This window comes from Amycolatopsis sp. NPDC102389 (assembly GCF_044765885.1).
In the GTDB taxonomy this organism is placed as follows: Bacteria; Actinomycetota; Actinomycetes; order Mycobacteriales; family Pseudonocardiaceae; genus Amycolatopsis.
In genome coordinates, this window is sequence record NZ_JBIWKX010000040.1 from 67,336 (window position 1) to 79,189 (window position 11,854).

Consider the following 11,854-nt stretch of genomic DNA (forward strand, 5'->3'; position numbering starts at 1 on the left):
GGCGGTATCGGCCCGGAAGTATACGGGGGCCGCCCGCGGTGCCCGCGCGCCGGATAGGTGCCTCCTACCAGCGGGTTTCGGAGATCACCCAGCGTCACGCGCCGGTTCGACGTTATGGGTGAGCCGGAAGCGGTTCGCCGGGTCGACGGCCGCCTTGACCTGGGCGAGCCGCCGCAGATCCGCCGCGGAATAGACCTTGGCCGCTTCGTCGCCCGCGCCGCTGTCGCCGTAGACGAAGGTCAGGAGCTTGCCCGTCGACCAGGGCTTCAGCGCGTCGAACAGCTTCGCGTGGGCCGCCTTGATCTCGGCCATGCCCGCGTCGTCCACTACGGACAGTGCCCGGACGGTGAAGCGGGCTTCACGGTCCCAGCCGACGCCGGGGTGCTCGGGCAGGTCGGACAGCGCACCGCCGAGCAGGTCCAGCAGGACGACGGTCGGCACCGGGGCGCCGGGACCGGCGTGGTCGAGGATCGCGTCGAGCATCATGTCGTTGAGCTCGGACACGGTGGCGTTGTCGGCGCGGTAGCCGTGCGGGAACGGCGGCTCGTTCGCGATCTTCCCCGATTCGGTGAACGGGAGCTCGGCGAGTGTGTCACCCAGTACGGGCGCGGCGGCGCGCAGCGGGGCGACCAGGCGTTCGCCCTCGGCGGCGTCGCCGAGGTAGGCGATGCGGATCTGCGCGACATGCTGCCCGCGCAGCGGCTCGGGCACCATCGGCAGATCCGGCATCGGGACCATGGCCAGCGACGACGTCATCTCGCGCGGCATCTCCGCCGCCCAGTCACGCCAGGCGTGGAGCACCGCGGACAGCGATCCGGTGCCGAACTGCAGGCTGCCGCCGTACAGCCGGGTGACCGGGACGAGCCGGAACTCGAGCGCGGTGACGATCCCGAAGTTGTCGCGGCCGCCGCGCAGTGCCCAGAACAGGTCGCTTTCGGTGTCCGGGGTGGCGCGCCGGAGCTCGCCGTCGGCGGTCACGACCTCGATCGCGGTCACCTGGTCGGCGGCCAGCCCGTACTTGCGGCCGAGCAGGCTGAACCCGCCGCCGAGGGTGTAGCCGACGACGCCGACGCCGGGGAAGGAACCGCTGAGCGGCGCCAGCCCGTGTTCGGCGGCCGCTTCGATGACCGCACTCCAGCGCACGCCCGCGTCGACCCGTGCGACGCCGTCTTCGATCCGGATGCCGGTCATGCGGTGGGTGGTGACGAGGACGCCGCCCTCGAAGGGGACGCCCACGCCGTGCCCGGTCGAGTGGACGGCGATCGGGAGGTCGTGCTCGGCGGCGTGACGGACGGCCTCGACGACGTCGGCGGCCGAAGCGGCGGGCACGATGACGTCGGGGCGGCGGGGCACTGCGGTCTGGAAACCGGCGAGTTCGGTGTCGTAATCCGGGTCGCCGGAGCGGAGCATCGTGGTCATGACACCAGCGTGGTCTCGATTCGGTCAGAAGTCCAAGATCTGGTTCGTCTGGTAACTAGAATCATCGGTTATGGAACTGCGTCAGCTCGAATACTTCGTCGCGGTGGCCGAGGAAGCGAATTTCACCCGCGCCGCCGAGCGCCTGCACGTCGCGCAGCCCGGCGTCAGTGCCCAGATCCGCCGCCTCGAACGCGAACTCGGGCAGCCGCTGCTCGACCGGTCGGCCAGGGCGGTGCGGCTGACCGAGGTCGGCGCGGCCGCGCTGCCGCACGCGCGGGCCGCGCTCGCCGCCGTCGCCGGGGTGCGGCAGGCGGTCGACGATCTCACCGGGCTCGTCCGCGGGCAGGTCGCGATGGGCATGGTGTCCTCGCGTGGCCCGGTCAACCTGCCGGATCTGCTCGCGCGGTTCCACGAGCGTCATCCGGCCGTCGACATCACGCTCGCCGAAGCGACCTCCGACGTCCTGCTCGCCGGTGTCGCCGACGGCCGGTTCGACGTCGCGCTGATCGGGGTCTCCGGTGAACCGCCGCCGGGGATCGGCCTGGAGGTCGTCCTCGACGAGCCGCTGGTCGCCATCTCCGGGCCGGACGATCCGCTCACCGGGCAGGCCACGATCACGTTGTCGGAGCTGGAAAGCCGGTCGCTGGTGAGCCTGCCGAAGGGCACCGGCATGCGCGCGATCGTCGACGCCGCGTTCCTCGCCGACAGCGCGCAGCCGAGGGTGACGCTGGAGGCGGGCGACCCGAACGTCGTCGCCGAACTGGTCGGGCGCGGGCTCGGCGTCGCCGTGGTGCCGATGTCGCTGGCGACGCATTACACGAAACTGCACGCCATGAAGATCACGCGGCCCGCCGGGCTGCGGGCGAAACTGGCGCTGGCCTGGCGGACGGAGGGGCCGGTCAGCCCCGCCGCCCGCGTGTTCATCAGTCAGGCACGGGCGCTGCTCGGGTTGTGAGCCGCCCCGTTTTGAGTCGCCACAGCGTGGTCACCTCCTTCGCGTTGGCCCGCGGATGCCTCGGCCGGATGCCCTCTTTGCCCAGGACTTCGAGGCCGGAACGCTCGAACGCGTCGAGGAGTTCTTCGCGCGAGCGCAGGCCCAGCAGTTCGGCGAGGTCGGACAGGATCAGCCACGCCTCCCCGCCGGGTTCGAGGTGCCGGGGCAGCCGGTCGAGGAACGCCTTCAGCATCCGGCTTCCCGGGTCGTAGACGGCGCGTTCGAGCGGGGTGTGCGCGCGGGTGGGCAGCCAAGGCGGATTGCAGACGATCAGCGGTGCGCGGCCCGGCGGGAACACGTCCGCCTCAAGGGTTTCGAGCCCGCTGAAGCCGAGCCGGGCGAAATTCTCCCGCGCGCAGGCGAGCGCGCGGGGTTCGTTGTCCGTCGCCACCACGCGTTCGACTCCCCGGTGCGCGAGGAGCGCGGCGAGCACGCCGGTCCCGGTGCCGATGTCGAACGCCAGTTCCTTGGCGGGCAAGGGAGTTCTCGCCACCAGATCGACATACTCGCCGCGGATGGGGGAGAAGACCCCATGGTGCGGGTGGATCTTCGCGCCGAGCGCCGGGATTTCGACGCCCTTCACACGCCATTCGTGCGCGCCGATGACACCGAGCAGTTCGCGCAAGGACACCAGTGACGCGGCTTCGGACGGCCCGTAGACCTCCGCGCACGCCTCGCGTACGTCCGGCCCACGGCGCAACGGCAGGACGTGGCCCGGATCCAGCGGGACCAGCAGCCTGCCGAGGATCCGCGCCCGGCGTGACCGATGGTTCCGCTGGTCCTGAAAGGGTTTCCCGGCCGCGGTACCGCAGCGCCGGGACATCGCGGCGAGGAGGTTCCGCGCGCCGGGGAAGTCGCCGTGCCAGGCGAGGCCGGTGCCGGCCGCGGCCAGCCGGAACGCCTCGCCTGCGGTGATGCGGTCGTCGACGGCGACGACGGTTCCGGGCATTTTCGTGCCGACGGTGGTCAGCCAGCGCCGACCACCGTCCTTTGTGGACAGTGGGTTCATGGTTTCCGTTCCTGGGTCCGCCCGCGGCGAAGAGACCCCGCGGGCGTGGCTCGTCGGGGGACAAGGTCGGGAACGGTGGCTAGTGGACCACCGCGGCATGAACCGGTGTCGACACGAACCCGAGCTTACCGGAACGCGGCGGCGTGCTCGGCCGCCCAGACCTCGAAGTCCAGGCCCGGCCTGCCGGTGACGTCCTGGACGGTCGAGGTGACCTCGCCCGGTTGCCCCACCAGCTCCCGGAATCCGGTCAGCATCGTGTCGACGACGAAGTCCGGCATCTTGGTGAGCAGGGCGGCACGGGCTTCGTCGAGCGGGATCTCCTCCCAGCGCGCCGGGCGGCCCGCGGCCTCGCCGATGATCCGGACCTGGTCGATCTGCGAGATCGGCCGCGTGCCGGTGAGCACGTACTTCGCTCCCGCGTGCCGGTCGCCGGTGAGCGCTTCGACGGCCACCGCCGCGATGTCCTTTTCGTGGATCAGCGGCATCGACGCCTCCCCGTACGCGCCGCGGACGACGCCGTCCGCGCGGATCGACGGCGCCCAGCCGAGAGTGTTGGTCGCGAACCCGTGCGGCCGCAGAAAAGTCCATTCCACGCCCGCGGCTTCGATCGCCTCCTCGACGCTGCGATGCCAGGCGCCGATGGCGTTGTCCTGCTGCGCCAGGGAATCGTCGACGGCGCCCGAGGAAAGGAACACGACGCGCTTCACGCGTTCGCCGAGCAGTGACACCGTGGGGACCAGGGCCTCGGCGGCCCCGGAGAGCATGAGGAACACGGTGTCGACGCCGTCGAGCGCCGGCGCGATCGTCTCCGGTTTCGCCAGGTCTCCGCGGACGCCGTCCGGCGGCGGATTCCGGCTCAGCGGCCGGACCGGGACGTCTCGCGACCGCAGCTGGGCGACCACCTGCGAACCGACGTTGCCCGTCGCGCCGGCGACCAGGATCGGCTTCATGCCGCCACCGCCGAGAAGATCGGGCGGTACCGCTTGACCGACCCGCCCGACATCCCCGGGTAGGTCTGCACCTTCTTCCACACGTCCGTCGTCCCGATGCCGTCGGCGCCGGGGGCCGCGAGCGCGGCGAGGTGGGCTTCGGCGCTGGCCCATTCGGCGTAGTTCAGCACCCTGGTGCCGTCGGTGCTCACGTGGAAGAAGCCCGAGATCCCGCCTTCCGGCCGCGCGGGTTCCGACGCCATCGCCTCGAAGACGAGGTTGATCCAGTCGCGCTGCCGTCGCTCGTCGGGTCCCTCGAATTCGACCGAGACGATCACGAGGCAGCCGGGCGTCCCCTCGCCGCGCTGCCCGCGGTAGAGCTGGAACACGGGTGCGCCGTCCAGGTCCGCGATGGCGTCTTCGCTGGTCCACTGCTCGTAAGTGAAGGCGCCGTCGTGGTCGATGCCTTCATACGCGGTGAAGGAAACGAGCCCTTCGTGGCTTTTGAACGCCGCCCGTGCCGCGTCGGCGCTCGGCCATTCCCGCGCCACCGCGACCGTCGCCTCGTCCGGCTTCGGCCAATGTCCTTTGTGGATGGTCATTTCGGAGGTCCCCTGTACTGTCATGCCTCCAGCATGAAACTTAAACAAGGGTTGAAGTCAAGCTAGGATCGTCGGCATGTCCGAACTCCCGGCCGAACTCACCATCGGGGAGCTGTCGCGGCGCAGCGGTGTCGCCACCTCCGCCCTGCGGTTCTACGAACGCCAGGGCCTCATCAGCAGCAGGCGGACCAGCGGGAACCAGCGCCGCTACCCGCGGAGCACGCTCCGCCTCGTCGCGTTCATCCGCGCTTCGCACCACCTCGGCATCCCGCTGGAGGTGATCGGCGGCGTACTCGATTTCCTGCCCGAAGGCGCGGCGCCGGATCACGCGTTCTGGCAGCGGGCTTCGGCTTGCTGGAGCGCCGAGCTGAACAAGCGCATCCAGCAGCTGGAGTGCATGCGGGACCGGTTCACCGAGTGCATCGGCTGCGGCTGCCTGTCCTTCGATCAGTGCGTGCTGGTGAATCCAGGCGACTTCCTCGCCGCCAAGGGACCGGGCCCGGCGCGGCTGATCAGCGACTGAGCACGGCCAGCTTGCGTTCCAGCAGCCGCCGTTCGGCGCTGTTCCCCGCCTGCCGGATCGCCTCTTCGTACTCCTGGGCGGCTTCCGCCGGGCGGCCCGCGCGGTGCAGCAGATCGGCGCGGATGGCGTGGTACAGGTGGTATCCCTCCAGGTCGAGGGCGTCGATCACGTCGAGCGCCGTCTCCGGGCCGCGTACTTCGGCGACCGCGACCGCCCGGTTGAGCGCGACGATCGGCGTCGGATTCATCGCCAGCAGCAGGTCGTACAGCTCGACGACCTGCGACCAGTCCGTGCTCGCCGTGTCGGCGGCGTCGCTGTGGACGGCGTTGATCGCCGCCTGGATCTGGTACGGCCCCGGCTGGTTCCGGCGCAGGCAGGAACGGACCAGGGCCTGACCTTCGGCGATCAACGCCCGGTCCCACCTTGACCGGTCCTGCTCCGCCAGCAGCACGACGTCGCCGTCCTCACCGGTGCGGGCGGCGCGACGCGACTCGGTGAGCAGCATCAGCGCCAGCAGCCCGGTGGCCTCCGGTTCGTCGGGCATGAGGCCCGCCAACAGCCTGCCGAGCTGGATCGCCTCGGCGCACAGGTCCTCCCGCACCAGCCGCTCGCCAGAGCTGGCCGCGTAGCCCTCGTTGAACACGAGGTAGATCACGGCGAGCACCGAACGCAGCCGGTCCGGCAGGTCGGCGTCGCCGGGGACGCGATACGGGATCTTCGCGTCGCGGATCTTGCCCTTCGCCCGGACCAGCCGTTGGGCCATCGTCGTCTCCGGGACGAAGAACGCGTGCGCGATCTCGCCGGTGGTCAACCCGCCCAGCAGTTTCAGCGTCAACGCGACCTGCGCGGGGACGGACAGCGCGGGGTGGCAGCAGGTGAAGATCAGCCTCAGGCGATCGTCGCGCACCGGGCCCTCCTCGACTGGTTCACTCTCGGCACTGTCCGCGTTGAGCAGCGCGGCCTGGGCGTGCTTGTCGTCGCGCGCGGCCTCCCGGCGCAGGCGGTCGACGGCCTTGTTGCGGGCGGTCGTGATGATCCAGCCCGCCGGGCTGGGCGGCGGACCGCTCGACGGCCACCGGTCCACCGCCTCGGCGAAGGCGTCCTGGACCGCGTCTTCGGCGATGTCGATACTGCCGAAGACGCGGACCAGCACGGATACCGCGCGGCCGTACTCCTGTGCGAAGACGCGGCCGATGTCTTCGGAGGTCAGGGCACGCACGAAGGGTCGTCCACACCCTGGAACGGCCGGACCTCGACCGGGAGATAGGTGATCTCGGCGACCCGGCGGCCCCAGTCGAGCGCGGCGTCCAGATCCGGCACCTCGACGATGGTGAAACCGCCGAGATGTTCCTTCCCCTCGAGGTACGGGCCGTCGAGCGTCGCGATCTGGCCGTTCTCCGTCGCCCGCAGCACGGTCGCCGTCGTCGGCGGGTGCAGGCCGGCGGCGAACACCCACACGCCCGCGGTCTTCATCTCGTCGTTGAGCGCCTGGATCTTGCGCATCACCGGTTCGAGGAACTCCGGCGGCGGGGTGGGGCCGTCGGGGTGGTAGAGGCTGATCAGGTACTGGGTCATGACGTCCTCCTCGTTCGTGCGGACTTTCACTCCCTATACGAAGAGCGTCCCGCCGATTCGACAGCGACGGCGATCTTTCCGGTTTTTTTCTTTCCGCGCATTTCGTCGCAGGTCAGACGGGCAGCCGGCAACCGGGGCGGGACAGGTCGAGCCGTGAGCCCTTGGCAAGGCAGGCGGAGATCCGGTGAACCTGCTGGCCGTAGCCGCTGCCCTTCCGCACGGTCACGGCCCCGTCCCGGCCGACCTCGCACGGGTTGCCCTCGGTGCATTGCTCGCCGTCCCGGTTGTGGGTGTTGTTGATGCCCATCACCGTATTCGCGTCGAGGGTCAGAAGGGCCGATCCGGAGTAGCCGGGCCTGCTCACGCAGGTCTCGCTCGCGGCATAGCGAACCGCGTCGTCCTGCTGGTATCCGGCCTCGCGCAGATGCGGCACCACGGCCTCGATCGTGCACTGCGGGCGGCCGCTGGCGTAGGCCATGAGGAGCCGGTCTCCGGCGCGCATCGGGGCAGTGGCCAGCCGGAAGACCTTCGCGCCTTCCCTGGCCAGCTGCGCGTAGGTCTTGTCCAGCCGGTACAGCGCGACGTCGGTGCCGGTCATCGTCGCGTACACCAGCCGGGTGGCGCGGGCGCTGCTCTTCGGGTAGCCGTCCCGGCCGGCGATGGTGACCGGGCGGGGCAGGTCGGCGGGCCGGTCGACCAGGGCCTTCCCCGGTGCGGGGCGCCCGCTCGGCACGCAATGGCCGTTGGTCAGCGCCAGCGCCTGGTCGTGGGGACGCGCGGAGGCGGCACGCACCACCGCGCCGACGCAGTCGCCCACCGCGGCCGTGCCCTCCACGTTCGGGCCGGGGTCGTCCGGCGGGACGTCGGTCCCGGTCACGATGCCCTTGATCCAGGCGGAGTTCTTCGCGACATCGGTGTACATGTCGGGGAAGTCGGCGCCCCGGATACCCGGTCCGATGACCGTTCCCGCCAGTGCCCAGCCGTCACCCGAACGGATCAGGGCGGGTCCGCCGGAGTCCGTCGTCCCCGGCCCGACCGGAGGATCGGTGCGGCCGACGCACAACGGCAGGGTGTGCCCGTCGTCGTCCCAGCAGCGATCGAGTGGCACGACCTCGGTGTCCGCCTCACGCAGCTTGCTCGGGAAGCACTTCGGGTCGGCGAAGTCGTCGCAGCCGGTCGACGCCGCGCCCCAGCCGAGGATGCGGACGGGGGTTCCGACGGCAGGGGTGCTTTCGGCGAGCCGGATGGGCTTGGCGCGCACCGGTTCGCGCAGGTGCAGCAGCGCGATGTCCTCGCCGGGAGGGTTGTAGGAGAGGTGGCGCCGGTAGAACTTGTCGACGTCGGCGACCTCGCCCCCGGTGGTGGTGGTCAGCGAGCCGACGCGGACCTTCCAGCCGCGGGGGACGCCCGCCGTCGCGCCGTTCGGGGTGTTGGCGCAATGGCCGGCGGTGACGGCCCACTGGGGCGCGACGAGCACCGCACCGCATCGGTGCCCGTCCGGGCGGGGCGAGTCGTACTGAAGCGAGACCATGAAGTCGTAGGGCTTGGTGGACTCGGTGCCGCCGATGACGGCGGACGCCGGGGCCGCGACGGCCGTCGTCAGGATCAGCGCGAGCGCGAGGGATCGGATTCGCATAGGGCCACGCTGGCCGGTCCGTGTCCGCGGAGCTCGATGAGCACGTAACAGTTCCGTGCGCGGCCTGACTGGTACTGCCGGACCCAGGCTGAACAGACCGTGCCATCTCCGCGCGGGGCCCGGTTTCCTGGACTTGTCACCGAGAACGAGTCCACTTAGGAGAAACAGAGATGACGAACTCCCCGGCACCGCACGCGAACAGGGTCGCCGTCGTCACCGGAGCGTCCAGCGGGATCGGCGAGGCGGCCGCTCGGCGGCTCGCGGCCTCCGGTGCGGCGGTCGCGCTCATCGCCCGCCGGGCCGACCGGCTGGAAATCTTGGCCAAGGAGATCGAGCGGGACGGCGGTACCGCGCTCGTGCTCGCGGCCGACGTCGCCGACGCCGAGGCGATGCGAGCCGCGGCGGCCGAGATCGAGGCGAAACTGGGCCGTGCGGACCTGCTGTTCAACAACGCCGGCGTGATGCTGGCCGCGCCGATCGACGAACTCGCCACCGGCGACTGGCAGCGCATGATCGACGTCAACATGACCGGCCTGATGAACGCCATCGGCGCGTTCGTCCCGCATCTGGTCGCCTCGGCGGCCGAAAAGGGTGTCGCGGACCTGGTGAACACCTCGTCCATCGGAGCACAGGCCGTCTTCCCCTCCTTCGCCGTGTACGTCGCTTCGAAGGCATACGTGACGCACCTGTCGAAGAACCTTCGCGCCGACCTCGGCCCGAAGGGCGTGCGGGTCGCGGCGATCGAGCCGGGCCTGGTCGAGACGGAGCTGCAGGGGCACGTCACCGACGCCGGCGCGCTGGAGTGGCTGGACGGCGCGCGCGAGTCGCTGACCTGGCTGAAGCCGGAGGACATCGCCGAGACCGTGGCGTTCCTGACCTCGCTCCCGGCGCGGGTGAACCTTCAGCAGGTCACCGTGATGCCCACCGCGCAGGTCTGATCACGGGAAGAGGATCCGGGCGATCGCGCGGGCGGCGGTGTCCGGATCCTCGAGGTGCTCGGCGCGCAGCGCGCCGGTGAGCCACAGGTTCGCGAAACCGTGCATCAACGACCACGCCGCGACCCCCGCCATCGCGTCGTCGCTGACCGACGACGCGCCGCTGGTCAGCAGGGCCCCCGCGCGGTCACGGGCGGCGGTCAGTGCCGCGTCGTCCTCGCGGTGGAGCTCGGGACGGAACATCACCTCGAAATGCGCGCGATGCTCGATCGCGAAGCGCACGTAAGCCACTCCGACCTCGACGAAGTCCCGGTCGCTCTCGGCCGCGAGCGCGTCCGCGAGCAGGCCGAACCCCTCGGCGGCCAGCGCGGTGAGCACCCCGGCCTTGTCACCGAAATGGTGCACCGGCCCGGCGTGCGAGACCCCGGCGCGCCGGGCGAGGTCGCGGAGGCTGATCCCGGCCGGGCCGTGTTCGGTGATGGCCGCGACGGCGGCGTCGAGCACGGCCCGGCGGAGGTCGCCGTGGTGGTAGGGACTCATGACGTCAAATCTAGTCATTGACAAGATGGCCCGCAACGGCGCATCTTGTCAGTGGAAAGATTCGCTGCTTTCTTGGAGGCATGTCATGGATCCCGGTCTCGTACCCGTACTGATGCTGATCGGCGTCACGGCGACGTTGTCCCTGCTGGGCGTCTTCGGCGTCCAGCGCCTGAAGCCGTGGCCGGTGGCCGTGCGCGGCGGTGTCGCGGCACTGTTCGTCACCACCGGTCTCGCGCACTTCATCGGCCTGCGCGAGGAGCTCGTCGCGATGGTGCCGCCCGCGCTGCCCGCGCCGGAACTGCTGGTCACCGTCACCGGCGTCCTCGAACTCGCGGGCGCCGCGGGGGTGCTGTGGTCGCGCACGGCGCCGTGGGCGACCGCCGGGCTGACTCTGCTGTTGCTGGGGATGTTCCCGGCGAACGTGTACAAGGCTTTGCACGGTCCGGTGACCTCGACGATGGACGAACTGGTGCCGCGGAGCCTGATGCAGGTGGTCTTCCTGGCCGCGACGGTGTCACTGGTGGTGCATTACGCGCGTACGCCGGACAGACCCTTTGCCCAAAGGAGACCTTAAGTCTTTCCCAAGTTCGGGCCCCGCTCTCGAGAATGCCCCTACTCTCTGAGAATGAAGATCTCATTGTGGATCGGATTCTGTGGGCTGTGCATCCTCGCCGGGCACATGCTTCTCGGTGCTGTCGGTGTCGTACTGCTGATGAGCTGCCTCCCGGCGGGACGCGAACACGAATCCGGTGACAGAAAAGGAAAAGCGCCCGCGCGCCTGGCCTGATCTCAGCCCAGCGCGCTCGCGAAGGCGAGGCCGCCCAGAACCGGAACGGCGATCGCCGCGAGCACCATCGTCCGGCGGCTCGGTTTGGGACTTTCCAGTAATGCGCGGACGCCGGCCGGAACCAACGCGAGACAAAGTCCGGCGGTGCCGATGATCGACACGATTTCAGTTCCCTTTAAAACACCGAGCGGCAGAAGTCCCATCGTCGCCAGCCCGATCGACCCGGCGACGCCGAGCGCCTTCGCCCGATAGGCGGCGAAGGCGAGGACGTACCAGCCGAACATGATGGTGAACGACAGGAAACTGAACAGATGCAGGTCCTGGTACGACTCGCTGACCACGCTCTCGGCGAAACCGGGGCCGCGGCGCTCGGCGAGTCCCTGCGCGGCCTGGTCGATCCCGGCGTGAAAGGTCCGTTCGAAGAGTCCGAAAAGGACGGACAAGCCACCCCAAGCGGCCAACGCCGGCCTGGTGCGGCCGATCTTCGTGGCGAGCGCGACGATCGCGGGCCACAGCAGGACGTTGCCCGCCAGGAAACACGTGTATGCGGCCGTCATCAGCGCGGGATGCTCGCTCATCGCTTGCAGCTGGTCGGGGAAGAAGAAGCCGAAGGGTGACCGCAGCAGCGTTCCGGTGAGCAGCAGGACCGGGCCGAGGATCATCGAGACCGCGGCGACGCGGCGGCCCGGGAAGACGTAGTCGGTTTCCATGCTGTGAGCGTGCCGATCGCGGTGGCGGCGCGGATCGGGTCAGGGGCCGATTTGCCGGCTCAGACCGTAGGTGGATTGCCGTGTTTCGGTCTGGATCGTCGCCGTTTTTCGGCGATGGGTTCAGAACGGTGGCGGTTCGTTGGCTGGTGGTCGGGGTTCGTGGAGTGGTGGAGGCGGGCTGTCGTAGGTCTGTCC

General features: G+C 70.2%; 14 protein-coding genes. 5 read left to right on the forward strand and 9 right to left on the reverse strand.

Annotation, left to right across the window (positions count from 1 at the left end):
- Window positions 1–84: 84 nt before the first annotated feature.
- Window positions 85–1,419: an FAD-binding oxidoreductase gene (locus ACIRGA_RS28680; protein ID WP_400946510.1), complete on the reverse strand. Its 1,335-nt coding sequence runs from the start codon at window positions 1,417–1,419 to the stop codon at window positions 85–87.
- Between the two features lie 70 nt (window positions 1,420–1,489).
- Here ACIRGA_RS28680 and ACIRGA_RS28685 point away from each other — a divergent pair, with 70 nt between their 5' ends.
- On the forward strand, window positions 1,490–2,374 hold the full coding sequence (locus ACIRGA_RS28685; protein ID WP_400946513.1) for a LysR family transcriptional regulator: 885 nt from the start codon (window positions 1,490–1,492) through the stop codon (window positions 2,372–2,374).
- On the opposite strand, the gene ACIRGA_RS28690 is transcribed toward ACIRGA_RS28685, so the two are convergent.
- From ACIRGA_RS28690 to ACIRGA_RS28700, 3 genes are all read right to left on the reverse strand, one after another.
- Window positions 2,343–3,422, reverse strand: a complete 1,080-nt coding sequence (locus ACIRGA_RS28690) for a methyltransferase (protein ID WP_400946515.1) — start codon at window positions 3,420–3,422, stop codon at window positions 2,343–2,345. The two genes, ACIRGA_RS28685 and ACIRGA_RS28690, sit on opposite strands and share 32 nt — an antisense overlap.
- Before the next feature lie 125 nt (window positions 3,423–3,547).
- Window positions 3,548–4,372 carry an NAD(P)H-binding protein gene (locus ACIRGA_RS28695; protein ID WP_400946518.1) on the reverse strand — a complete coding sequence of 275 codons (825 nt, stop codon included), beginning with the start codon at window positions 4,370–4,372 and terminating at the stop codon, window positions 3,548–3,550.
- The gene (locus tag ACIRGA_RS28700) at window positions 4,369–4,977 is read right to left on the reverse strand and encodes a hypothetical protein (protein ID WP_400946520.1); all 609 of its coding nucleotides are present in this window, start codon (window positions 4,975–4,977) and stop codon (window positions 4,369–4,371) included. The genes ACIRGA_RS28695 and ACIRGA_RS28700 overlap by 4 nt, the downstream gene beginning before the upstream one ends.
- Window positions 4,978–5,029: 52 nt before the next feature.
- Between ACIRGA_RS28700 and soxR the strand changes: the two genes are divergently transcribed.
- A complete protein-coding gene (soxR, locus tag ACIRGA_RS28705) occupies window positions 5,030–5,476 on the forward strand; it encodes a redox-sensitive transcriptional activator SoxR (protein ID WP_400946523.1) in 447 nt (148 codons plus the stop codon).
- On the opposite strand, the gene ACIRGA_RS28710 is transcribed toward soxR, so the two are convergent.
- The 3 genes from ACIRGA_RS28710 to ACIRGA_RS28720 all read right to left on the reverse strand — a co-directional run bounded on the left by ACIRGA_RS28710 (window position 5,466) and on the right by ACIRGA_RS28720 (window position 8,687).
- A complete protein-coding gene (locus ACIRGA_RS28710; RefSeq protein WP_400946525.1) occupies window positions 5,466–6,695 on the reverse strand; it encodes an RNA polymerase sigma factor in 1,230 nt (409 codons plus the stop codon). The genes soxR and ACIRGA_RS28710 overlap by 11 nt on opposite strands.
- Window positions 6,683–7,051 carry a YciI family protein gene (locus ACIRGA_RS28715; RefSeq protein WP_400946527.1) on the reverse strand — a complete coding sequence of 123 codons (369 nt, stop codon included), beginning with the start codon at window positions 7,049–7,051 and terminating at the stop codon, window positions 6,683–6,685. Before ACIRGA_RS28715 ends, ACIRGA_RS28710 begins: the two co-directional genes overlap by 13 nt.
- A 112-nt stretch (window positions 7,052–7,163) precedes the next feature.
- Window positions 7,164–8,687, reverse strand: coding sequence for a trypsin-like serine protease (locus tag ACIRGA_RS28720; RefSeq protein WP_400946529.1), 1,524 nt, complete (start codon window positions 8,685–8,687; stop codon window positions 7,164–7,166).
- Window positions 8,688–8,857: 170 nt separating this feature from the next.
- On the opposite strand from ACIRGA_RS28720, the gene ACIRGA_RS28725 reads away from it, so the two are divergent.
- Complete coding sequence (locus ACIRGA_RS28725) at window positions 8,858–9,625, forward strand: SDR family oxidoreductase (RefSeq protein WP_400946532.1); 768 nt, start codon at window positions 8,858–8,860, stop codon at window positions 9,623–9,625.
- On the opposite strand, the gene ACIRGA_RS28730 is transcribed toward ACIRGA_RS28725, so the two are convergent.
- Window positions 9,626–10,162 carry a TetR/AcrR family transcriptional regulator gene (locus ACIRGA_RS28730; RefSeq protein ID WP_400946535.1) on the reverse strand — a complete coding sequence of 179 codons (537 nt, stop codon included), beginning with the start codon at window positions 10,160–10,162 and terminating at the stop codon, window positions 9,626–9,628. It abuts the gene before it with no gap.
- An 85-nt stretch (window positions 10,163–10,247) separates the two neighbouring features.
- Between ACIRGA_RS28730 and ACIRGA_RS28735 the strand changes: the two genes are divergently transcribed.
- Window positions 10,248–10,736, forward strand: coding sequence for a DoxX family protein (locus ACIRGA_RS28735; RefSeq protein WP_400946538.1), 489 nt, complete (start codon window positions 10,248–10,250; stop codon window positions 10,734–10,736).
- Between the two features lie 51 nt (window positions 10,737–10,787).
- Entirely contained in the window at window positions 10,788–10,949 is a 162-nt protein-coding gene (locus tag ACIRGA_RS28740) for a hypothetical protein (protein WP_400946541.1), read from the forward strand.
- A 2-nt stretch (window positions 10,950–10,951) separates the two neighbouring features.
- Here the strand turns inward: ACIRGA_RS28740 and ACIRGA_RS28745 are convergent, their stop codons facing one another.
- Entirely contained in the window at window positions 10,952–11,659 is a 708-nt protein-coding gene (locus ACIRGA_RS28745; protein ID WP_400946543.1) for a hypothetical protein, read from the reverse strand.
- Window positions 11,660–11,854 lie beyond the last annotated feature (195 nt).